The following is a 22,407-nucleotide window of genomic DNA, read 5'->3' on the forward strand; positions in this document are numbered from 1 at the left end:
CTGCGAGCTGTGGTCGCATCTGACCTTCGGCCTGCTCGATGGCTGGTGGCTGTACGAGGACGAGGCGCTGCGTATTCCCGGCTGCCCGAGCCTGTCGCCGGCGCGCTGGCATGCCGTGCTGCGCGAGGAGGGCTATCGCCAGGTGCGTTTCCCGGCGGAGCCGGCGCATGGGCTGGGGCAGCAGGTGATCGTCGCGGAGAGCGACGGTGTCGTGCTGCAGAAGCCCGCGGCCAAGGCGAGCGCGCCGGTACGGGTGGAAGCGGCCACGGTCTCGCGTCCAGCCGAAGCGGCTGCGCCGGCGGATGCCGCTTCGCTGCGCGAGCGCTGCCGCGCGAAGTTGGCGAAGCTGATCGGCAAGGCGCTGAAGCTGCCGGCCGGCGAGATCGATACGGCGACGGGGCTGGACCGCTACGGCATGGACTCGATCCTGGTGCTGGAGCTGACCAACGCGCTGCGTGCGGCGTTCGAGGAGCTGGGGATCGAAGAGCGGGTTTCCTCCACGCTGTTCTTCGAGCATGCGAGCATCGATGCGCTGGCCGATCATTTCATCGCGGTCGAGCCGGAAGCGATGGGGCGCTGGACCGGAGTCGACGTGCGCGTCGCACCGCCACCCCGCAAACATCCGCTGCTGCAGACCGCCGATGCGGCGGCAGGCCGCTTCGGCAGCCGCTTCGACGGCAGCGAGTTCTTCCTCGCCGACCATCGCGTGCAAGGGCGCCGCGTGCTGCCCGGCGTGGCCCAGCTGGAAATGGCCCGCGCCGCCGCGCAGCAGGCGATGCCGGGATCCGGCGTCCGGCTTGGCAAGGTCGCATGGGTCCGCCCGGCGGTAGCGGACGACAGCGGACTGTCATTGCAGCTTGCGCTGACCGCCGAGCCGGACGGCGCGTTCCGCTTCGAACTGCGCGGCGAGGACGGCGCCGTCCACAGCCAAGGCATCGCGTTGGCGGGGCAGGCTGCCGCCGAACGGCACGATCTCGCCGCGCTGCGCGCCCGCTGCACGGTGGCGCAGGTCGGCCACGAGCACTGCTACGCCATCTTCGAAAGCAAAGGCCTGCAGTACGGCCCGGCCTTCCGCGGCATCGACGAGCTGTTCGTCGGCGAAGGCGAAGTGCTGGCGAAGATTTCCCTGCCAGCCCCGGTCGCCGCCACGCTGCCCGATTACGCGCTGCATCCCAGCCTGCTCGATGCCGCCCTGCAGTCGTCGCTCGGCATGCATCTGGCGGCGCATGGCGAAGAGGGCATCGCGCTGGCCCTGCCGTTTGCCGTCGACGGCGTGCAGGCACATGCGGCCTGCGCCGCCGGCATGTGGGCTTACGTGCGCCACGCCGCGGGCACCGCAGCCGCCGGCGACATCCGCCAATTCGATATCGATCTCTGCGATGCGCACGGCCAGGTCTGCGTGCGCATCGAAAAACTCAGCCTGCGCACGGTCCATCTCAAGCCGGCACCTCCGCTGTCACGCGACACGAACCACGAACGGAACTCACCTGCCATGAACGATTCCAAGGACTTCACCTCGCACCACGGCCACGCCACCGACACGCAGCCGGCCAGCGCCGTGCTGCGCGAAAAGAGCATCCTGCAGTTCCGCAAGCTGATCAGCCGGCGCCTGGCGCTGCCGCTGGAGGCGATCGGGGCGACGGTGGGCTTCGACGAGTACGGACTCGATTCGATCCTGGTGATGGAACTGACCGATGCGCTGCGCGTGGTGTTCGGCGCGGAGCAGATCGGCGCGACGCTGTTCTTCGAGCACCACGATGTCGAAGCGCTGGTCGATCACTTCCTGCGCACCGATCCGGCGGCACTGTCGCGCTGGGCGGGCATGGCCGCCGCCGCGCCGGCTGCAGCGCCGGCCGCCGTGGTACAGACAGCCAGCACTGCCGCACGCGAGGTGCAGCCGGTGGAGGCCACCATCCCCACCGTGCCCGCCCCAGTGGCGCCGTTCGACGTGGCCATCGTGGGCCTCTCCGGCCGCTACCCCGGCGCCAACGACGTCCACCAGTTCTGGGACAACCTCGCCGCCGGCCGCCACAGCGTGAGCGAAGTGCCGCCGGAACGCTGGGCGCATGGCCGCTTCTTCGACGAGCGCAAGGGCCAGGCCGGCAAGACCTACACGCGCTGGGCCGGGTTGCTGGACGACGTGCAGGGCTTCGATCGCCTGTTCTTCCATATCGCGCCCAGCGAGGCGCGCCTGATGAGCCCGCAGGAGCGGCTGTTCATGCAGGAGGTGCATGCGAGCATCGAGGACGCGGGCTATACGGCCGCCGGCCTCAGCGCCACGCGCAAGGTCGGCGTGTTCGTCGGCGTCACCAACGAGCACTACGCCACCGGCGCGCGCTTCTGGTCGATCGCCAACCGCATTTCGCACCTGTGCAATTTCCAGGGGCCGAGCCTGGCGGTCGATACCGCGTGCTCGTCCTCGTTGACGGCCATCCATCTGGCGCTGGAAAGCCTGCGCAGCGGCGACAGCGAGGTGGCGATCGCCGGCGGCGTGAACCTGATCGTGGCGCCGACCCAGCTGATCGACCTGGCCTCGATGGCGATGCTGTCGGCCGACGACAAGTGCAGGTCCTTCGCGGCCGGCGCGGACGGCTTCGTCGACGCTGAGGCGGTAGGCGCGCTGGTGCTTAAACCCCTGCATCGCGCGGTGGCCGACGGCGACCATATCTATGGCGTGATCAAGGGCAGCGCGATCAACTCGGGCGGCAAGACCAACGCCTACCTGGTGCCGAACCCCAATATGCAGGCGCAGCTGGTAGGCGACGCATTGCGCCGCGCCGGCATCGATGCACGCACGGTGAGCTATGTGGAAGCGCAGGGCACCGGCAGCCACCTGGGCGACCCCATCGAGGTGGCGGGCCTGGCCAAGGCGTTCCGCCAGTGGACCCAGGACCGGCAGTTCTGCGCGCTGGGTTCGGCCAAGTCCAACCTGGGCCACAGCGAAAGCGCGAGCGGCTTCGTCGCGGTGAGCAAGGTGCTGATGCAGATGAAGCACGGCATGCTGGCGCCGAGCCTGCATGCGGCCACGCCGAATCCGGAGATCCGTTTCGCCGACACGCCGTTCTTCGTGCAGCAGGCGCTGGCGCCGTGGACGCGGCCGCAGCTGGACGTCGACGGGCGCCGCCGCGAATTCCCGCGGCGCGCGGGCATTTCCTCGTTCGGCGCGGGCGGCGCGAACGCGCACCTGGTGATCGAGGAATACGTCGAGCCGTCGTCGTCGATGCGTGGCGGCCTGCCTGGTCCGGCCATGATCGTGCTGTCCGCACGCGATCCCGAACGCTTGAAGGCACGAGTGGAGCGGCTGCTCGCGGCGCTGGCGCCGGAGCGGCACGCCTCCGACCTGGCGCTGGCCGATATCGCCTACACCTTGCAGGTGGGGCGCGAGGCGATGGAGGAGCGCCTGGCCCTGCTAGTGGAATCGCTGGACGAGCTGCGCGGCAAGCTGGCGGCGATCCTCGCCGGCGGCAAGGACGTGGACGACGTCTATGCGGGACAGGCGAAGCGCAATGCGTTCTCCGCGCTGGCCGACGACGAGGACATGCAGGCCGCGGTGCAGGCCTGGGTGGCCAAGGGCAAGTACGGCAAGCTGCTCGACCTGTGGGTGAAGGGGTTCGCATTCGACTGGAACGGCTTGTACGCCGGCGCCGCCAAGCCGCGCCGCGTGAGCCTGCCGAGCTATCCGTTCGCACGCGAGGTGTGCTGGACGGACGTGCGTTATCCGGACGCCGTCGATGCGTTGCCGACGCTGGGGGCGGTGCGTAAGGAAGGGCTGGCGCTCGCCGCGGCCGACGTTCCGGCCACCGATGCCACCGGCACCATGATGCGCATCTGGTGCGAGCTGCTGGGCCGCCCGTCGGTGGCGCTCGACGACGACTTCTTCGAGCTCGGCGGCCAGTCGCTGCTGGCGACGCGGCTGGCGGTGCGCATCCGCGACGAGTTCGGCGTGGAGGTGCCGGTGGCGGCGATTCTCGAAGCGCCGACGGTCGCCGCCCTGGTTGCATGGGTGGCCGCCGCCGCCCTTGCCACGGCTCCGGCCAGCACGGTGGCGGCGCCGGCCGCGGTGCGGGAAGAAAGCTATCCGCTGTCGTTCGCGCAGCAGCGCCTGTGGTTCCTGGATCAGCTGGAAGGCTACAGCCCCACCTACAACATTCCCGCCGCGGTGCGCCTGAAGGGCCGGCTGGATACCGCCGCACTGGAAGGCGCGCTCAACGACGTCGTGCTGCGCCACGATGCGCTGCGCGCGCGCTTCGGCAGCGTGGACGGCACGCCGGTGCAGTACATCGCCGAGCGCGTGGAGCTGGCGCTGGCGCTGCACGACCTGCGCGCCAGCGCGCCGGGCGAGCGCGAGGCGCAGACGCGCCAGCTGATGCTGGACGAGGCGAGCACGCCGTTCGACCTGCACGGCGGGCCGCTGGTGCGCGGCAGCCTGCTGCGCCTGGCCGACGACGAGCATCTGCTGCTGCTGACCATGCACCACATCGTTTCCGACGGCTGGTCGATGGGCATCCTGGTGCGCGAGCTGGGCACGCTGTATGCCAGCCGCGCCTTCGGTGCGCCGGCGGCGCTGCCGGAGCTGCCGATGCGCTATGTCGATTTCGCGCGCTGGCAGCGCGAATGGCTGAGCGGCGAGGTGCTGGAGCGGCAGCTCGGCTACTGGAAGAAGCAGCTGGCCGGCGCGCCGACCTTGCTGACCCTGCCCACCGACCGCCCGCGTCCGCCCACCCAGGGCCAGGACGGCGCCGCGCTGCCCTATGCGCTGCCGGCGGAGCTCAGCGCGAAGCTGCAGGCGCTGAGCCGCAAGTCGCAGGGCACCTTGTTCATGACCTTGTGCGCGGCCTTCAACGTGCTGCTGGCGCGCTATTCCGGGCAGAACGACATCTGCATCGGCACGCCGATCGCCAACCGCAACCGCAGCGAGATCGAGGACCTGATCGGCTTCTTCGTCAACACCCTGGTGCTGCGCAACCAGGTGGACCTGAGCGCGGGCTTCACCGACCTGCTCAAGCAGGTGCGCGCCACCACGCTGGACGCCTACGCCCACCAGGACGTGCAGTTCGAGCAGCTGGTGGGCGCGGTGCAGCCGGAACGCCACACCAGCTATTCGCCGCTGTTCCAGGTGATGCTGGTGCTGCAGAACGCGCCGCTGAATCTTGCCTTGCCGGGGCTGGAGCTGGAACTGGTGCCGCACGAGACGGTGACCGCCAAGTTCGATCTCACGCTGACCTTCAGCGAAGGCCCGCAAGGCCTGTACGGCAGCTTCGAGTACAACACCGACCTGTTCGACCGCGCCACCATCGAGCGCATGGGCGAGCACTTCGCCAACCTGCTGCAGGCCATCGTGGCGGAGCCGGAGCGGCCGCTGGGCGAGCTGCCGATGATCGGCGAGGCGGAATACCGGCAGCTGGTCTACGGCTTCAACGACACCGCCAAGGCCTATCCGCGCGTGACGCCGGAGACGAACACGCTGCACCAGCTGTTCGAGGCGCAGGTGGCGCGCACGCCCGAGCACGTGGCCGTGGTGTACGAGAACCGGTCGCTGACCTATGCCGAGCTCAATGCGCAGGCCAATCGCCTGGCCCGCCACCTGCGCCATCTCGGCGTGGGGCCGGACGTGCTGGTCGGCCTGTGCACCGAGCGCTCGATCGAGATGATCGTGGGCCTGTATGCGATCGAGAAGGCCGGCGGCGCCTACGTGCCGCTGGACCCGACCTATCCGTCCGACCGCCTGGCCACCATCGTGGAGGATGCGGCGCCCGCGGCGATCCTCACCCTGACGCACCTGCGCCACGCCGCGCCGACGATTCCCGGCCTGCCGGTGCTGTGCATCGACGGCGACGCCGCGAGCTGGGCGATGGAGGATGCCGGCAATCCGGTCAACGCCACCCAGCCGGGCGATCTGGCCTACGTGATCTACACCTCCGGCTCCACCGGCAAGCCCAAGGGCGTGGGCATCGACCATCGCGGCATCGTCAACCGCCTGGAGTGGATGCAGGAGGCTTATCCGCTGACCGCCGCCGACCGCGTGCTGCAGAAGACGCCTTTCAGCTTCGACGTCTCGGTGTGGGAGTTCTTCTGGCCGCTGCTGGAAGGCGCCACCCTGGTGGTGGCCAAGCCCGGCGGCCACCAGGACGTGGCCTACCTGGCCGGCCTGATCGACGCCGAGCGCATCACCACCACGCACTTCGTGCCGCCGATGCTCGAAGTGTTCCTCAACGAAGTGGAACCCGGCAGCGGGCGCTCGCTGCGCCAGGTGATGTGCAGCGGCCAGGCTTTGCCGATGGATCTGCAGCAGCGCTTCTTCGCCACCTGGGACCACGTGGCGCTGCATAACCTGTACGGCCCGACCGAGGCTTCGGTCGACGTCACCTACTGGCAGTGCCGCAAGGACAGCGCGCTCAACTGCGTGCCGATCGGCAAGCCCATCGCGAACATCCAGATCCATATCCTGGACGACTACTTCAACCCGGTGCCGGTGGGCGTGGTCGGCCATCTGTATATCGCGGGCGTCGGCCTGGCGCGCGGCTACGTGAACCGGCCGGATCTCACCGGGCAGACCTTCATCCCCAATCCCTTCAGCGCCGAGGACGGTGCGCGCATGTACCTGTCCGGCGACCTGGCGCGCTATCTGCCGGACGGCAATATCGAGTATCTGGGCCGCAGCGACCACCAAGTGAAGATTCGCGGCCTGCGCATCGAGCTGGGCGAGATCGAATCCACGCTGGCCGCGCTGGAGGCGGTGCGCGACGTGGTGGTGCTGGCGCGGCCGGACGAGCGCGGCGTGCAGCGCCTGGTGGCCTACCTGGTGGCGCACGACGGGCAGGCGCTGCCGGATCCGGCGGTGCTGCGCCGCACCCTGGCGCAGACGCTGCCCGACTACATGGTGCCGGAGTACTTCGTGGGGTTGGCGACGATGCCGCTGACCTCCAACGGCAAGGTCGACCGCAAGGTGCTGCCGGCGCCGGAGATGGCGCAGGACGAAGGCGAGCACGTCGCGCCGCGCACGGCGATGGAAAAGGCCATTGCCGCGGTGTGGTCGGAGCTGCTGAAGGTGGAGAAGGTCGGGCTGACCGACGACTTCTTCGAACTCGGCGGCCACTCGCTGCTGGCGACCCAGCTGGTCTCGCAGCTGCGCAAGCGGCACGTGGCGGAGATCGAGCTGCGCGACCTGTTCTCGCACGCCACGCTGGGCGCGCTGGCCTCGTTCGTGGATACGCGCAAGCAGGGCGGGCTGCATCCGAACCTGGTGCCGATCCGCGCCAAGGGTACGGCCGCGCCGCTGTTCCTGATCCATCCGATCGGCGGCGGCGTGCAGTACGCGTTCGACCTGGCCCAGCACCTGGATGCCAACCAGCCGGTGTACGGCCTGGCGGTGGGCGAGACGCTGCACCGGAGCATCGACGCCATGGCCACGGCGTATCTGGATGCGATCCGCGAAGTGCGGCCGTCCGGTCCGTACCTGCTGGCCGGCTGGTCGCTGGGCGGCATGGTGGCGTACGAGATTGCGCACCGCCTGCTGGCGGCGGGCGAGGACGTGCAGTTCGTCGGCATGATCGACACCAGCGCGCCGGCGCTGCGCGCCAGGGAGCGCGAGCGGCATCCGGTGCAGCACGACGCCTGCCGCGCGCTGCTGAACTGGCTGCTCGACCTGAACCTGGCCGGCGACTGGCGCACCCATCCCGACTATCCCGAGCTGATGGCGCGCGCTATCCGCGGCGATCTCGACGGCGTGATCGCGCTGTGCATGGGCGCGGGGCTGGTGCCGGCGGGGCTGGATGCGGACGAGGTGAAGCGCACGGTGGCGCTGTACGAAGCCTGCGGCCGCGCGGCCGACGACTATCGTCCGCCGGCGGCGCAGCTGCCGGTGACGTACTTCGCCGCCGATCGCCACGAAGGCGACGAGGTCTCGCTCGGCTGGCGCGACCTGGTGGGGCGGCATCTGGAGGTGTCGCGGATCGGCGGTTCGCATCTGTCGATCGTGTCGGCGCCGCTGAATGAAAAGCTGGCGCGCGATATCTCGGCGCGGATCGGCCGCTATACGCCGAATCTTTCCTTCACCGCGGCCAGTCCGTGAGCGCTCAACAGGGGAATGCCATGAACGAAACCGTCTCCGAAGCACTGGCCTTGCCCGAAGAAGCCCCGGCCGAGCTCAGCTACACGCGCCGCATCGAGGATCTGCCCGCGCCGAAGGGCCAGCCGGTGGTCGGCAATGCGCTGCAGCTGAGCGGCCGCCAGATGCACCAGAAGTTCAGCGCCTGGGTGCGCGAGTACGGACCGATGTTCCGCCTGCAGGTGTTCGGCCACACCATCGTGATCGTCTCCGACGCGGCCACCGCGCATGGCGTGATGCGCGAGCGTCCCGACGGCTTCCGCCGCAACGGCGGGCTGAAGACGATCATGAACGAGCTCAACATCGGCGGCGTGTTCACCGCCGAGGGCGCGGCCTGGCGCAAGCAGCGCAAGCTGGTGATGAGCGGGCTCAATGCCGAGGTGATCCGCAACTTCTTCCCGAAGATGGTGACCTTGACCGAGCGCATGCTCGAACGCTGGAAGAAGGCGGTGCTCGAAGGCCGCGCCATCGACCTGCGCCGCGACCTCAAGGCGATGGCGCTGGATACCATCGTCGGCATCGCCATGGGCCACGATATCGACGCGGTGAACCAGGACGGCGATCCGCTGCAGCGCGATATCGACAGCATGTTCCAGCGCCTGGGCCAGCGCACCACCGCGGCGTTTCCGTACTGGCGCTACTTCAGATTGCCGGTGGACCGCGCGGCGGAGCGCTCCTTCGCCGAGATCGAGACGCGGGTGCAGGAGTTCATCCGCAACACGCGCCAGCGCATGGAGCAGCAGCGCGAACTGCAGCGCAAGCCGGCCAACATGCTGGAGGCGATGATCGCCGCCAGCGAGGATCCCGAATCCGAATTCACCGACGAGGAACTGGTGGCCAATGCCATCCTCAGCGTGATCGGCGGCGAGGACACCACCGCCAACTCGATCGGCTGGATGCTGTGCCTGCTGGCGCAGAATCCGGCTGCCGCGGCCGCGCTGGCGGCGGAAGCGGACCAGGTGCTGGGCGAGGCGCCGCTGCCGCGCGAGTGGGAGCAGATGAAGGCCTTCCATTATCTGGAGGCGGCGCACAGCGAGACGCAGCGGCTGAAGGCGGTGGCGCCGTATCTGGGGCTGACCGCGAACGCCGATTGCGTGGTGGCCGACACGTTCATTCCGAAGAACACCGCGATCATCGTGGCGACGGCGGGCGAGGGGCACGACGCGGCGCAGTTCCCCGAGCCGGATCGTTTCCGGCCCGAGCGCTGGGTGGCGGAACTCCGCGAGCCCGGCGAGGAAGACCCCAGCCGCAAGCTGTTTCCGTTCGGCGGCGGTGCGCGACTGTGCCCTGGGCGGTTCCTGGCGCTGACCGAGATCAAGGTGGTGGTGTCGATGATCATGCGCAACTTCGAGCTGGAGCCCGACCCCAAGGCGCCGCCCGCGAAGGAGCTGCTGAATTTCTTCATGGCGCCGAGTTCCGTGCCGGTGCGGCTGAAGCTGCGCGTGCCGCCGGCGGGAGGCGCGGCTTGAACGCCATCGCGCCCGCGTCCAGCGCCGCCATCGCGCGGCGCATCCTGAAGGTGTCGCTGCCCCTGATGGGCTCGATGATCGGCAACCTGATCATGATGCTGGTCGACCGCATCTGCCTGGCGCGGTACTCGGCCGATACGCTGGCGGCGTCCGGCCCCGCGGTGTACACGGCGATGGCGATCGTCGGCTTCTTCGTCGCCGTGGTGGGCTTCTCGCGTTCCTGCGTGGCGCAGGCCTATGGCCGCTCGGGGCACGCGGATGCGGCGTGGCAGGCGGCGATCGGCGTGGTGGTGGGCGTGGTGTTCGCGCTGCTGCTGTGGCTGATGGCGCCGCTGATGGCGTGGATCCCGGCGCTCAGCGACCGGCCGGCTAACCTCACGCGGCTGGAAGCGCAGTTTCTCTACTGGTCGGCGTATTTCGGCGCGGCAATGACCTTCAACATGGCGCTGTCGTCGTACTTCAACGGCATCGGCAAGACGCGCATCACCCTGGTGGCGGGACTGATCGGCCAGGCGGCAGGCATCGTGGCGACCATCGGCCTGGTGTTCGGCCGCTTCGGCCTGCCGGAGCTGGGCATGCGCGGTTCGGCGCTGGGCACCCTGGCCGGCACCCTGGCGATCACGCTGATCTATGTGGCGTACATGCCCAGGGACGTGTGGAGCGACGTGCGGCGGCTGGTGGCGGCGCGCGGGCTGCATCGCGGCGATCTGATGCCGCGGATCAGGAAGGGTGTGGCGCTGGGCGTGACGGCGGGCATCGGCAACTTCGGCAATGCGGCGTTTATCTGGATCATCGCCGGGCTGGGCGCGATCGCGCTGGCGGCCAACAACGTCAACCTCACGGTGAGCTATATCGGCGTGATTCCGCTGCTGGGCTTAGGGATAGGCTGCAGCGTGCTGTGCGGCAATGCGCTGGGGCAGGGGGAGTTCGAGCAGGTGCCGCGCATCATGCTGGTGACGCTGGCGCTGGAGCTGGCGTACGTGGCATTTACCGCATATCTGCAGATCGTCACGCCGAACGTGCTGCTCGATCCGTTCGGGCTGGCGGACAAGCCCGACGAGATCCGCCACGCGGCGGTGGCCACCTCGAAAGTACTGTGGACGTACTCGCTGGCGTTCGCGTTCTCGATGACGGGGCAGGCGGTGCTGGAGGCGTTCGGCCTGACGCGGTTCCTGTTCGCGGTACGCTTCGTGATGATGTGGGTGTTGAGCATTCCCACGGTTTATCTGATTACCTTGGGGCATGTGGGGGATGCGGAGTATCTGCCGACGGCATGGGTGGTGGGGTCGTCGTTCGAGGCGGGTATCGGGGTGCTGTATTTCTGGAGAATATGGGTGGCGGTGAGGCGGCGGCAGAACGAGATCGTGTTGAGGCCGCAAGTAGAAGCTTGAGCTCGCGTCGGTTCTGCAGTCTCGAATCCTTCTCCCTCCGGCGACCCGAAGGGAGAGGGGCTTGCGTAGAGGCGATGTGCAAAGGATAGGACATGCAGGAGTTGCGGCGCCTGTCGCTGGAGCGACATCCAGGGAATCTGCCCGACGCATTCGCGTTGCCGTTTGATGTGGAGGAAAGCGACGACACGCATTTCGCCCATCACGGCATCGCCTGCCCGCCATCCATCGCGCGAAGCGTGGCAAAGCGCAAGGCGGAATATCTGGCCGGACGGCGTGCTGCGATGGCGGCGCTCTCGGAAGCTGGCGCTGAGGCGGGCGACCTGGCGATCGGGCCGTCGCGCGCGCCTGCATGGCCGCAGGGTTTTATCGGGAGCATTACGCATGCGGTGGGAATCGCGGCGGCCGTGGCCACGCGCGAAAACGCGGTACGCGGCGTCGGGATCGATATCGAGCACGTGGTGGCGCCAGGCGCGTTCGATGCCATCGTGCAATCGGTGGTCGATGCGGCGGAGCGCAAGGTGCTGGCCGCACTTGCGCGGCGGTTCGGCGAACCGATGGCGCTGACCATCGCGTTTTCCGCCAAGGAAAGTTTCTACAAGGCGACCGCGGCGGAAGTCGGCCGGGTCTTCGAGTTCAGTGCGCTGAAGATCGTCGATTCGAATGAAGTCGCGATCGAGGCGGAAATCGCCGAGAGCTTGGCGCCGGCGTTGCTGGCCGGCATGCGCTTCCGCCTGGGCTACTCGCTGCTCGACGACAGCACCGCCATCACCAGCTGCGCATGGAACCGCTGACCGCTCAATGCATCCAATGCATCAGCGGCAGCACCCACAGCGAGAGCGAACCCAGCGCACCGCCGATCGCGGTGGCGGCGATCACATCGCTCGGATAATGCAGCCCCAGGATCACCCGCGAGGCGCCGACCAGCGCCGTGAAGGTGAGCAGCAGCGGGGCCAGCAGGGGGTACCAGGCCAGCGCCACGATGGTGAAGCTCACCGCCTGCAAGGTATGGCCGGAGGGAAAGCTGAATTCGTCCAGCGGCGGCACGTGGGCGATCACGCCGGGGCAGGCGCGGAACGGGCGCGGGCGGCGGGTCCAGCGCTTGAGCAGGCGGTACAGCAGCAGGGCGGTCAGGCCGGTGATGGCCATCTGCGCGGCGGCGGCCAGGCCGCGGCGGCCGTCGAACAGGGCCAGGGCCAGCATCAGCGAATACCAGAACACCCCGTCGCCCAGGCGGCTGACGAGGCCGAAGAACACGCCGACGGCGCGGCGCGCGCCCCAGTGGTTGGCGGCGACGCAGATGCGCCGGTCGATGGCAAAACGTGGTCCGGCGGAAAGCTCAGGCGTGTGCAGCGGCGGCAGAGTGTTCATCGCGATGCTCCTTGGCCAGTTCACGCAACAGGGATTCGAATTCGCGGATCACCGCGTCCGGCGAGAGGTTGGCGATGCTGGCCTGCGCCGCGCGGCCCATGTGGCGGATCAGGCTGGCGTTGGCGGTGAGCGTGCAGGCAGCGTCGATAAAGGCGCGCTCGTTGCCGGCCTCGATGCGGAAGCCGTTGATGCCGGAGGACAGATGCTCGCGCGCGGCGCCTTCCTCGTAGGCCACCACCGGCAGGCCGGCGGCGAGCGCTTCGAGGATCACATTGCCGAAGGTTTCGCTGAGGCTGGGGAAGGGGAATACGTCGGCGCTGGCGTAGTGGCGCGACAATGCCTCGCCGCGTTGCACGCCGGCGAAGATGAAGTCGGGATTGGCCGCCTGCAGCGCCGCGCGCGAGGGGCCGTCGCCCACCCACACGTAGCGGGCCTTGGGTACGTCGCGCTGGATCGCGCGGAAGGTGCGCACGGCCAGGTCCAGGTTCTTTTCCGCGGCGATGCGTCCGACGTAGAGCACCACCGGCGTATTGCCGTCGACGCCCCAGGAGGCGCGCAGTTCGAGATCGCGGTGGCTGGGATGGAACAGCTGGGTGTCCACGGCGCGGCGCAGCAGGCGCACCGTTTCGACGCCCAGGTCCGCCAGTTCGCGCGCCAGTGCGTCGGTCGGCACCAGGGTGGCGGCGGCGCGGCAGTGGAAGCGGCGCAGGTAGCCGCGCACGACCGGGGTAAGGAAGCCCACGCCGTAGTGGTTGGCGTAGGTATCGAAACGGGTGTGGAAGCCGGTGGCCGCGGGAATGCCCAGCGCCTTGGCCGCGCGCACCGCCGACCAGCCCAGCGGGCCCTCGGTGGCGACGTAGATGGCGTCGGGGCGCAGCCGCGTCCAGCGTTCGCGCAGGTTGCGGCCGGCCGGCAGGCCGAAGCGCAGGCCCGGATAGCGCGGCAGTGCGGCGCCGCGCATTTCGACAGGGAAGATGCCCGGCTCGTCGTGGAACGGTTCGGCCTGGCGCGGCCGGGTCAGCTCGACGGTGTGGCCGCGAGCGGCGAGGCCGGCGGCGAGGCTGTGCACGGTAAGTGCGACCCCGTTGATTTCCGGCGGATACGTCTCAGTGACAATGCCGATGCGCATGGCGATACCTGTGCTGGCCCGGCATAGATTCGTCCTGGGGCGTTGCGGGGGCGTGGCGCGTTCATGACGCCCGCGTTACGACTGCTCCCAGTTGAGAGTTCGTAGGGCGCTTTCCGCATGACGATGCGCTTACACTGGCCGTCCCCCTTCATGCCAAGGAGATCCCACGATGAAGCGCATCCTGTTCGCTCTGGCCCTGGCCTCGACGGCCGCCGCCGCGATCGCCGCCGACGCTCCCGGCCTGCCGGTGACCAAGTCCCCCGCCGGCGCCGAGGTCTACATCATCAGCCCGAAGGACGGCGCCACCGTGGGCCAGGAATTCACCGTCACGTTCGGCCTCAAGGGCATGGGCGTGGCCCCGGCCGGGGTGAAGAAGGACGGCACCGGCCATCACCACCTGCTGGTCGACGTGAAGGACCTGCCGGCCGCCGGCCAGGTGATTCCGAAGGACGAGAACCACCTGCACTTCGGCAACGGCCAGACCGAGACCACGGTGAAGCTCAAGCCCGGCACGCACACGCTGCAGCTGGAGCTGGCGGACGAGAACCACATTCCGTTCGATCCGGCGGTGGTCTCGAAGAAGATCACCGTGCATGTGAAGTAAGGCAACGGCTGACACCTCCGGCGTAGGTTGGGGTGAGCCGAAGGCGAACCCCAACATTCGTGCGATGCGTGTGCTGCAACGTTGGGGTTCGCCTTCGGCTCACCCCAACCTACGCCACAGGTTCGGGGTCAGCGCCCGAAAAACATCGCCACGCCGAGCCCGGCCTCCCAGCTCGGCGCATGCCCGCCCAGGCGGTGGCGCACCCAGCTGTCGAACTGCAGATTGGCCAGCGGCTGCCAGGCCAGGTCGGTGCCGGCTTCGCTGCCGAAGCCCTGGCTGCCGTCGTGCTGGGCCATGGCTTCGAGATACGCGCCGAACTGCGGATTGAACTGGTAGCCGATGCTGGGCGCGAACTGGACGCTGTCCTTGCCGCCGCTGCGCTGCCATTGCGCGTAATAGCCGAAGGCCACTTTGCCGCCGGTCTGCTGGGTGGCGTCGAAGCCCAAGGTGTAGGCGGGATGGTCGTTGCGGAAGGCGCGCGCGCCGTCGGTGAATTCCGCAGTGCCGAGCAGGCCCCACGACCATACGTCGCCGGTGACGGGGACCCATTTCAGGCCCAGCGTGGTGTCGCCGCGGCCGTGCACGGACGCTTGCCCGGTCTGGCGCAGGCGGTTGTACGGCGTGCCGCCGAGCTGCAGTTCGGTACCGCCGCCCAGGCCCAGGCGCAGCAGGCTGTCGTACATGGACAGGTCGCTGCGGGCGCCGGCGTCGCGCTGGCGGCTCCAGTCGGGCAGGCCTTGTTCGTAGGCGAACTGGCCGGCGTGCAGCGGGTTGGTGGCGAAGCCCCAGCCGGGGCGGTCGAAGCCGGGGGCGTCGTCAGCCAGCGCCGCGGCGGCGCCGCTGGCCAGAAGGGCCGCCAGCAGGGCGCGGTGCCACCGGCCGAATCGGCTAAAATCCATCGTTTCGCTCCATACCCCAAGAAGATCCAATGACCGTCCGCACCCGCTTCGCCCCCAGTCCTACCGGCTTCCTGCATATCGGCGGCGCCCGCACCGCGCTGTATTGCTGGCTGGAAGCGCGCCGCCGCGGCGGCCAGTTCGTGCTGCGCATCGAGGATACCGACCGCGAGCGCTCCACGCAGGAGGCGGTGCAGGCCATCCTGGACGGCATGCGCTGGCTGGGCCTGGTCCACGACGAAGGCCCGGTCTACCAGACCCATCGCCTGGAGCGCTACAAGCAGGTGGCCGACGAGCTGCTCAAGGCCGGCAAGGCGTACTACGCCTACGAGAGCAAGGAAGAGATCGAGGCGATGCGCGAGGCCGCCATGGCCCGCGGCGAGAAGCCGCGCTACAACGGCTATTACCGCGACCGCAACGAGCCGCTGCGCGACGATCCCAACCGGGTGATCCGCTTCAAGAACCCGCTGGAAGGCTCGGTGGTGTTCGACGACAAGGTGAAGGGCCGCGTGGAGTGGGCCAATGCCGAGCTGGACGACCTGGTGATCTTCCGCTCCGACGGCTGGCCGACCTACAACTTCGCCGTGGTGGTGGACGACATCGACATGGGCATCACCGAGGTGATCCGCGGCGACGACCACGTCAACAACACGCCGCGCCAGATCAACATCTACAAGGCGCTGGACAAGCCGGTGCCGGAGTTCGCGCACCTGCCGATGATCCTCGGCCCCGACGGCCAGAAGCTGAGCAAGCGCCACGGCGCGGTGAGCGTCATGCAGTACCGCGACGACGGCTTCCTGCCGCACGCGCTGCTCAACTACCTGGTGCGCCTGGGCTGGTCGCATGGCGACCAGGAGATCTTCTCCGCGCAGGAGATGATCGCGCTGTTCGATATCGGCGACGTCAACAAGGCCGCTTCGCGCTTCGACGTCACCAAGCTTTCCTGGCTCAACCAGCATTACCTGAAGACCGACGAGCCGCAGGCGATCGCGCCGGAATTCGAGCACCAGCTGCAGCTGGCCGGCATCGACTACAGCAAGGGCCCGGCGCCGGCCGACGTGATCGTGGCGCTGCGCGACCGCGTGCAGACGCTGAAGGAAATGGCCGAGCGCGCGAAGATCTGGTACGGCCCGATCGTCGAATGGGACGACAAGGCGGTGGCCAAGCACCTGCGCAACGACAGCGCCATCGCGGTGCTGGAGCAGGCCAGGGCGCTGTTCGCCGCCTGCGAATGGACGCCGGAAGCGATCCACCAGGCGGTGGAGCAGATCGCCGCGAAACTGGAGCTGGGCATGGGCAAGATCGCCCAGCCGCTGCGCGTGGCGATGACCGGCACCCAGGTGTCGCCGTCGATCGATCACACGGTGTTCCTGGCCGGCCGCGAGGAAGCGCTCAAGCGCATCGACGACGCCATCGCGCGGGCGCGCGGCTAAGGCGCGCGCGCCGCCGTGGACGAGCTGCTCGCCAGCGCCACCCAGGGCGTGGACATGGATGCGCCGGACGCGAGCTGGCACATCTTCTGGAACATCATGGCGATGGTGCCGTGGGCGGCGCTGTTCTGGTGGTCGCTGGTGTTCGTGGCGGTCGGCGCGCTGCTGGGCTGGTGGCGCGGGCGCACCTGGGAAGGCGTGGTGTGGGCGGCGGTGCTGGGGCCGCTGGGCTGGGTGGCGATCCTGCTGCGGCCCAGGCGGCTGTTGCCGCCGCCGCTGCCGCGCCGGCGGCCCTGAACGGGCTCTTGCCGGGCTCTTACCCGGGCCGGTGTATCATCGCGCCCCGAGGTGAACCCATGAGCCATTCCGCTACCGACAAGCCGCACGATCACCACCATCACGACGATGCCAAGGGCTTCGTGCGCGCGGTGGAAAACGCGAGCGAGGAACGCGGGTTGCGCCTGACCCCGCTGCGCAAGGAAGTGCTGGAACTGGTGGCTGCCGCCGGCAAGCCGGTGAAGGCCTACGACCTGCTCGACCACCTGCGCGAGCGCCATGGCAATGCGGCGCCGCCCACGGTGTACCGCGCGCTCGATTTCCTGCTCGAGCACGGCTTCATCCACAAGCTGGAATCGATCAACGCGTTCGTGTCCTGCCACCATCCGGCGGAGGCGCACCAGGTGCCGTTCCTGATCTGCGACGTGTGTTCCAGCGCGCAGGAAGTGTGCGACGAGCGCGTGGCCGAACTGATCGAGGCGCAGGCCAAGGCGTTCGGCTTCCGTCCGCAGGCGCAGACGCTGGAAGTGCACGGCATCTGCAAGAACTGCCGCAAGGGCTGAGGCCCGTTTTCTGTCTCGGATAAAAGGCGGGGCGCGATGTATTGCACATCGCGCCCCTTGGTTTCGGCCGCGCCATCGAGGGGGGAGAGGGGCTGGCGCGGCCGAGAACGCGGTGGTGCTCAGAAGAACGCGCGCAGACCCATCGACACGCTGCGTCCCGGCAGCAGGACCTGGTCCTTGAACAGCGACGTGGCCAGGCGGCCCTTGCGGTTGGTGAGATTGCTGCCGTCGAGGAAGGCTTCCCACTGGCTGCGCTCGCCGTTGTGGAAGGTCCACGCGGCATGCGCATTCACCAGGGTGTAGCCGGCGGTGCGCGTTTCGAAGGCGGCGGTGCGGTTCTGCGCGAAGTAGCGCACGGCGCCGACGCTGGCGCGCAGGTCGTCGCGGCTCCAGCTCAGCTGGCCGCCGAGACGCCCGGCGGGGATGCGCGGCAGATTGCCGCCGCCGTGTTCCAGCTCCGCGCGCACGGTGTCGCCGTAGGCGCGGAAATCCCAGGCGCCGCTGGCGTTGCGGGCCAGATGGAAGGTGGCTTCGGCTTCGGCGCCGCGGAACTTCGCGTCGCGCTGCGACCAGGTGCGCACCGGCATGCCGTCTTCGACTTCGCCGGTGTCGGCCAGGTAAATGAAGTCGTGGTAGCGGTTGCTGTAGACGGCGACTTTGCCTTCGACGAAATCGCCGTGATAGTGCAGCGCGAGCTCGGCCTGGTTGGCGGTTTCCTTCTTCAGGTTGGCGTCGCCGATTTCGTAGCTGTTGGAGGCGGCATGCGGGCCGTGCGCGAACAGTTCCTCCTCGGCCGGCGCGCGCTGGGCGCGATCGAGGTTGAGGCTGAGGTGCCAGCGTTCGGTGAACCGCCACGACGCGCCGGCGGAGAAGCTGGACGGAGAGAACTTGCGGCGCGGCTGGTCGTCCGGCGTGACGGTGTGGCGGTCGGTGCGCGCGCCCAGTTCCAGCTTCAGCGGACCGAACTGGCGCTGCTCGGTGAGGAACAAACCCCAGGCTTTGGTCGAGGTGGGCGGCACGAAGGTCTCCTCGCCGACGGCGGAGAAGTCGCGATGGATGTACTGCAGGCCGAAGGCGCCTTCCCAGCCGGCCAGCGGGTCGTGGGTGAACAGCAGGCGGCCTTCGTTGGCCTTGGTCTTGAACGTGGTACCGGCGGCCTCGCCTTCGTATTCCACGTGCTGGTAGTCGTTGTGGCCGAAGCTGACTTCCGCCTTGGCGATGCCGGGCAGCGGCTGGTTGAAGCCGCCCTTCATGTCGTAGCGGGTCTGTTCCAGCTTGATGTGCACGGGCGGCTCGCCTTCTTCCGCGTTGCCCGGCTCGGCGGGGCTGCCGTACTTGTCCAGGTAGCGCGATACGGAGAGGCCGAAGTAGCCCCAGTCGCCCAGCAGCGAGGCGCCGGCCGCGCCGGAGGTGGTCTTCACCTGGCTGTTGGCCTGGGTGCCGCCGGGAATGTCGTAGTTGCCGTCGTCGCGGCGCATGCCGTCCACGTGCAGGGCGAACTGCTGGTTGCCGGCGTCGGCGCGGAACACGCCGGTCTTGCCTTGGGTGCCGGTGTCGTAGCGGCCTTCGGCGCGGCCGCTGAAGCCGTTCTGCGGCGCGGCCATCGGAATGCGGCCGTCGACCACGTTGACCACGCCGCCGATGGCGCCGGAGCCGTAGAGCAGGGTGGACGGGCCTTTCAGCACTTCGATCTGGTCGGCCAGGAAGGGCTCGACCGAGGTGGCGTGGTCCTGGCTGATATTGGACACGTCCTGCGAGCCCAGGCCGTTTTCCAGCACCGCCACGCGCGGGCCGTCCATGCCGCGGATCACCGGCCGGCCCACCGCCTTGCCCAGGCCGGTGGTCTGCACGCCGGGGATGGCGGAGACTGTCTCGCCCAGCGTGCCGGCCTTCACTTCGTCCAGCGCCGAGCCGGCCAGCACGGCCACGGGGGCCACGATCTGATCGGCCTGCTGGCCCAGGGGCACGGCGTTGACGGTGATCGCGTCGAGATCCTTGGCCTTGGGCTTGTGGTTGTCCTTGTCCGCCGCGATATCCGTGGTTTCGTCGGCCGCCTGCAGCGGCGGGGCGATGGCGGCCAGGCTGGCGGCGAGGGCGATGGCGATCATGGTCTTGCGCATGCTGGGTTGTTCCTGGGGAGTGGATTCCATGAGTGTTATAAAGTAACATCACTTCCCGTCGCCCAGGCAAGAAGTCACGTTTGGCGCATTTTTTTACGAGTCGACCGATGGACCAGGAGAGCAAAACCCACTGGTGGCGCATCGCCGATCGCATCGGTGCGACGGCGTCGTTCCTGTGCGCGATCCACTGCGCCGCGCTACCGTTCGTGCTGGCGCTGCTGCCGCTGCTCGGCCTGGGCTTCCTCGCCGATCACCGTTTCGAGCGCGCCTTCGTGCTGTTCGCCTGCGTGCTGGCGCTGGTCAGCCTGCTCAGCGGCTATCGCCGCCACCATCGCGTGCTGCCCTTGCGCCTGGCATTGCCGGGACTCGCCTTGCTGGTGCTCGGCGTCACCGTGGCGGAGGGTTATTCGATCGGCGTGCACAGCGTGCTGGTCACCTGCGGCGGCCTGCTGGTGGCGGCCGCGCATTTCATCAACCTGCGCGCGGACCGCGAGCAGGGGCACGTGCACAGCGTGGATTGCGCGCACTGATGCGGCCTCGTGATTGTGTAACGGCGAGCGCGCTTCCTAGCATTCGCGCATGAGTCATACGCACGGCCATTCCCACGATCATGCCGATCACGCGCACGAGCACGGCGCGCACGGCCACGATCATGCGCACGCAGGCGCCGGCTTGAACGGCCGCGAGCGCAAGCTCGCCTTCGCCTTCGTGCTCACCGCCTTGATGATGATCGCCGAGGCGGTCGGCGGACTGTGGTCAGGCTCGCTGGCCCTGCTGGCCGACGCCGGCCATATGCTGGTGGATGCGCTCGCGCTGCTGCTGGCGGTGCTCGGCGCGTGGATGGCGCGCCGCCCCGCGGATGCGCGGCGCAGCTACGGCTACGGCCGCGTGGAAGTGCTGGCGGGTTTCCTCAATGCGCTGACGCAGTTCGCGCTGGTGGCCTTTATCGCTTACGAGGCGATCGAGCGCCTGTTCACGCCGACGCCGATTCTTTCCGGCGTGATGTTCATCGTGGCGCTGGTGGGCCTGGTGGTGAACCTGGTGGTGCTGCGCACCCTGCATGGCCATGACCATGACGACGTGAACGTGGCCGGCGCGGCGCTGCACGTGCTGGGCGACTTGCTCGGTTCGGTGGCCGCGGTGCTTGCTGCCCTGGCGGTGCGCTGGATGGACTGGCTGTGGGCCGACCCGGTGCTGTCGCTGCTGGTGTCGCTGCTGATCCTCAACAGCGCCTGGCGCCTGCTGCGCCGCTCCGCGCACATCCTGCTGGAAGGCGTGCCGGAAGGGCTGGATACGGGCGAGATCGAAATCGCCTTGCGCGAATCGGATGTCTCCATCAGCAATGTGCACCATCTGCACGTGTGGCAGCTCGCTTCGGGTTCGCGCATGGCCACCGTGCATGCGCAACTGCACGACGAGGGCAGCGGCGCCACCGCGATCGCGGCGATCAACCGCGTGCTCGGCGAGCGCTTCGGCATACGGCATGTGACGGTGCAGATCGACCCCGGCCCGTGCCCGGATCACACCCGCGGCTGCGCCGGCCAGCGCCGCGATTGAACCTGCCTGGCCGCGCTCCGGGCGCCTATTGCGCTTTGGGCGGCCACTGCTAGGATGATCGGCCGTTCAACTTACGTCTAACCAAGGAGTTCCCCATGGGCAAGGGCGATCGCAAGACCCGTCGCGGCAAGACCTACCGTGGCAGCTACGGCAACACCCGCGTGCACGGCGCGCAGCCTGCCGTGGTGGGCGCCAAGGAGACCGTGACCAAGCCGGCCGCCGCCAAGAAGGCCGCGCCGAAGAAGAAGTCGGCCTGAAGCGCCGGCCTGTCTCGGGCAGAGACGGGTTCCGCTCGAAAAGCCCCGCTACGGCGGGGCTTTTTCTTTGGGGCGACGGCGCCACACGCGTGCTCATTGCCATTGGGCCGCGATGCGGCGGTGGCGTTCGTTTTCCTGCCAGTCGGCGTGCTCGCGGGCGGAGGCGAGCTGGTTCCGCCAGGCCGTGGCGGCCTGCCGCCACGCTGGAGACAAGGCGCGCAAGCGCATGCCCGCCAGCCACGCCTTTGCGCACAGGCGGCAGGCGCGCGCGAATTCGCCATGGCGGATAAAGGTCTGGGCCATGCCTTCGATCGCTTCGGCCGGCGGCAGCGGCTGGCGCTCCAGCTTGCGCGCCAGGTCGAGCGCGACATGGCCTTGCGGCGACATTTCCGGCAAGGCTTCGTAAGCGAGCTGGATGGCGAGGCGGCAGCGCAGGCTGGCCTGTTGCCAGCGCGGCTCGCAGCCGGCGATGAAGGCGTGGGCGAGCGCGTGGGAAAAGATCTGCTTCGCCGATTCCACGGGGGCGGCGCGGCCGTGTTCCAGCGAGGCTTCGGCTACCGCCATGGCGACGCGCGCGCTGGAGGTGCGCGTAAACAGCGCATCCAGCAGGTGCTGTGCCTCGGCCAGCATCTGCAGGCGCACTTCGCCGCGCTCGCGGCCGGCGAGGCGCAGCAGCACCCGCGCCAGCAGGTACTCTCCGGCGTCGGCCATGCCCGGCACGGCGCACAGGCGCCGGGCTGCCAGCATGGCTTCGGTCAGCTTGCTCCGCGCGACGTCGCCCAGCTGCTGCTCGGCCGTGTAGAGCAGCGTTTCGATCCAGGCCTTGAGCACCGCGCCGGAACCTTGCTCGACCGCCGCTGCGTGGCGCAGGTCCATGTCGTGCAGCGCGAAGCGTCTCGATGCGCCGCTCAGCCGCCTGGCCAGCGCCAGATCCAGCTCGATGCGCCGCGCCTGCCACTCGGGTCTCGCGTCCTCCTGCGCCTGCTCTTCGCCATGCAGGGCATGCGCCTGCGCAACGCGATGCAGTGCATGCACCTGCGGCATGCCGGCCCGGTCCATCTGCATGGAGAGCACCTGGACGAGCAGCCAGCGTGCTTGATCGTCGCCCGCATCGCAGGCGTCGAGCAGGGCTGCTTGCCAGGCATCGAGCAGGGCCGCCGGCAGCAGGGCCGGATCGGCGGATTCGATCATGGCAAAGTCCGCGGCGCTTTCGATCGCGACGGAAACGTCCGGTGCGATG

At 68.8% G+C, this 22,407-nt stretch carries 16 protein-coding genes (1 of these 16 only partly in view); 11 read left to right on the forward strand and 5 right to left on the reverse strand.

Translation table 11 applies throughout. The features are described 5' to 3' along the window. The 4 genes from FHW85_RS13555 to FHW85_RS13570 form a co-directional block, all read left to right on the forward strand. Positions 1-8,071, forward strand: the 3' portion of a protein-coding gene (locus tag FHW85_RS13555) for a non-ribosomal peptide synthetase (RefSeq protein WP_168648573.1). 23,726 nt of this gene lie to the left of the window's left edge; only the last 8,071 of its 31,797 coding nucleotides appear in the window; its start codon lies beyond the left edge, outside the window; the stop codon is at positions 8,069-8,071. Between the two features lie 20 nt (positions 8,072-8,091). Continuing rightward, complete coding sequence (locus tag FHW85_RS13560; protein ID WP_168648574.1) at positions 8,092-9,576, forward strand: cytochrome P450; 1,485 nt, start codon at positions 8,092-8,094, stop codon at positions 9,574-9,576. Then, a complete protein-coding gene (locus FHW85_RS13565) occupies positions 9,573-10,967 on the forward strand; it encodes an MATE family efflux transporter (RefSeq protein WP_210427792.1) in 1,395 nt (464 codons plus the stop codon). Before FHW85_RS13560 ends, FHW85_RS13565 begins: the two co-directional genes overlap by 4 nt. Positions 10,968-11,059: 92 nt before the next feature. Beyond that, positions 11,060-11,758: a 4'-phosphopantetheinyl transferase superfamily protein gene (locus FHW85_RS13570; protein WP_168648575.1), complete on the forward strand. Its 699-nt coding sequence runs from the start codon at positions 11,060-11,062 to the stop codon at positions 11,756-11,758. 4 nt (positions 11,759-11,762) lie between these two features. On the opposite strand, the gene FHW85_RS13575 is transcribed toward FHW85_RS13570, so the two are convergent. Then, positions 11,763-12,335, reverse strand: a complete 573-nt coding sequence (locus FHW85_RS13575) for a phosphatase PAP2 family protein (RefSeq protein WP_167255756.1) — start codon at positions 12,333-12,335, stop codon at positions 11,763-11,765. Then, positions 12,304-13,464, reverse strand: a complete 1,161-nt coding sequence (locus FHW85_RS13580; protein ID WP_168648576.1) for a glycosyltransferase family 1 protein — start codon at positions 13,462-13,464, stop codon at positions 12,304-12,306. Before FHW85_RS13580 ends, FHW85_RS13575 begins: the two co-directional genes overlap by 32 nt. A gap of 169 nt (positions 13,465-13,633) precedes the next feature. Here FHW85_RS13580 and FHW85_RS13585 point away from each other — a divergent pair, with 169 nt between their 5' ends. Beyond that, positions 13,634-14,068 (forward strand): DUF4399 domain-containing protein, encoded by a 435-nt coding sequence (locus FHW85_RS13585; protein ID WP_168648577.1) that lies wholly within the window; start codon positions 13,634-13,636, stop codon positions 14,066-14,068. A gap of 128 nt (positions 14,069-14,196) precedes the next feature. Here the strand turns inward: FHW85_RS13585 and FHW85_RS13590 are convergent, their stop codons facing one another. After that, positions 14,197-14,967, reverse strand: a complete 771-nt coding sequence (locus FHW85_RS13590) for a transporter (RefSeq protein WP_168648578.1) — start codon at positions 14,965-14,967, stop codon at positions 14,197-14,199. 29 nt (positions 14,968-14,996) lie between these two features. On the opposite strand from FHW85_RS13590, the gene gltX reads away from it, so the two are divergent. Genes gltX through FHW85_RS13605 form a run of 3 tightly spaced genes read left to right on the forward strand, consistent with a single transcriptional unit; the run spans position 14,997 to position 17,233 of the window. After that, a complete protein-coding gene (gene gltX, locus FHW85_RS13595) occupies positions 14,997-16,397 on the forward strand; it encodes a glutamate--tRNA ligase (protein ID WP_168648579.1) in 1,401 nt (466 codons plus the stop codon). A 15-nt stretch (positions 16,398-16,412) separates the two neighbouring features. Continuing rightward, positions 16,413-16,691 (forward strand): hypothetical protein, encoded by a 279-nt coding sequence (locus tag FHW85_RS13600; RefSeq protein WP_168648580.1) that lies wholly within the window; start codon positions 16,413-16,415, stop codon positions 16,689-16,691. A 59-nt stretch (positions 16,692-16,750) separates the two neighbouring features. Continuing rightward, positions 16,751-17,233, forward strand: coding sequence for a transcriptional repressor (locus FHW85_RS13605; RefSeq protein ID WP_167255744.1), 483 nt, complete (start codon positions 16,751-16,753; stop codon positions 17,231-17,233). Between the two features lie 119 nt (positions 17,234-17,352). On the opposite strand, the gene FHW85_RS13610 is transcribed toward FHW85_RS13605, so the two are convergent. Then, positions 17,353-19,353, reverse strand: a complete 2,001-nt coding sequence (locus tag FHW85_RS13610; protein ID WP_168648581.1) for a TonB-dependent receptor — start codon at positions 19,351-19,353, stop codon at positions 17,353-17,355. A gap of 107 nt (positions 19,354-19,460) precedes the next feature. Here FHW85_RS13610 and FHW85_RS13615 point away from each other — a divergent pair, with 107 nt between their 5' ends. The 3 genes from FHW85_RS13615 to FHW85_RS13625 all read left to right on the forward strand — a co-directional run bounded on the left by FHW85_RS13615 (position 19,461) and on the right by FHW85_RS13625 (position 21,167). Continuing rightward, positions 19,461-19,883 carry a MerC domain-containing protein gene (locus FHW85_RS13615; RefSeq protein WP_168648582.1) on the forward strand — a complete coding sequence of 141 codons (423 nt, stop codon included), beginning with the start codon at positions 19,461-19,463 and terminating at the stop codon, positions 19,881-19,883. Positions 19,884-19,932: 49 nt separating this feature from the next. Beyond that, a complete protein-coding gene (locus FHW85_RS13620; RefSeq protein ID WP_168648583.1) occupies positions 19,933-20,910 on the forward strand; it encodes a cation diffusion facilitator family transporter in 978 nt (325 codons plus the stop codon). Between the two features lie 95 nt (positions 20,911-21,005). Continuing rightward, positions 21,006-21,167, forward strand: a complete 162-nt coding sequence (locus FHW85_RS13625) for a 30S ribosomal protein THX (RefSeq protein ID WP_090450405.1) — start codon at positions 21,006-21,008, stop codon at positions 21,165-21,167. A 93-nt stretch (positions 21,168-21,260) separates the two neighbouring features. On the opposite strand, the gene FHW85_RS13630 is transcribed toward FHW85_RS13625, so the two are convergent. After that, entirely contained in the window at positions 21,261-22,358 is a 1,098-nt protein-coding gene (locus FHW85_RS13630) for a hypothetical protein (RefSeq protein ID WP_168648584.1), read from the reverse strand. Between the last annotated feature and the right edge of the window lie 49 nt (positions 22,359-22,407).

It is taken from the genome of Dyella sp. SG609, from assembly GCF_012275375.1.
GTDB lineage: Bacteria > Pseudomonadota > Gammaproteobacteria > Xanthomonadales > Rhodanobacteraceae > Dyella_D > Dyella_D marensis.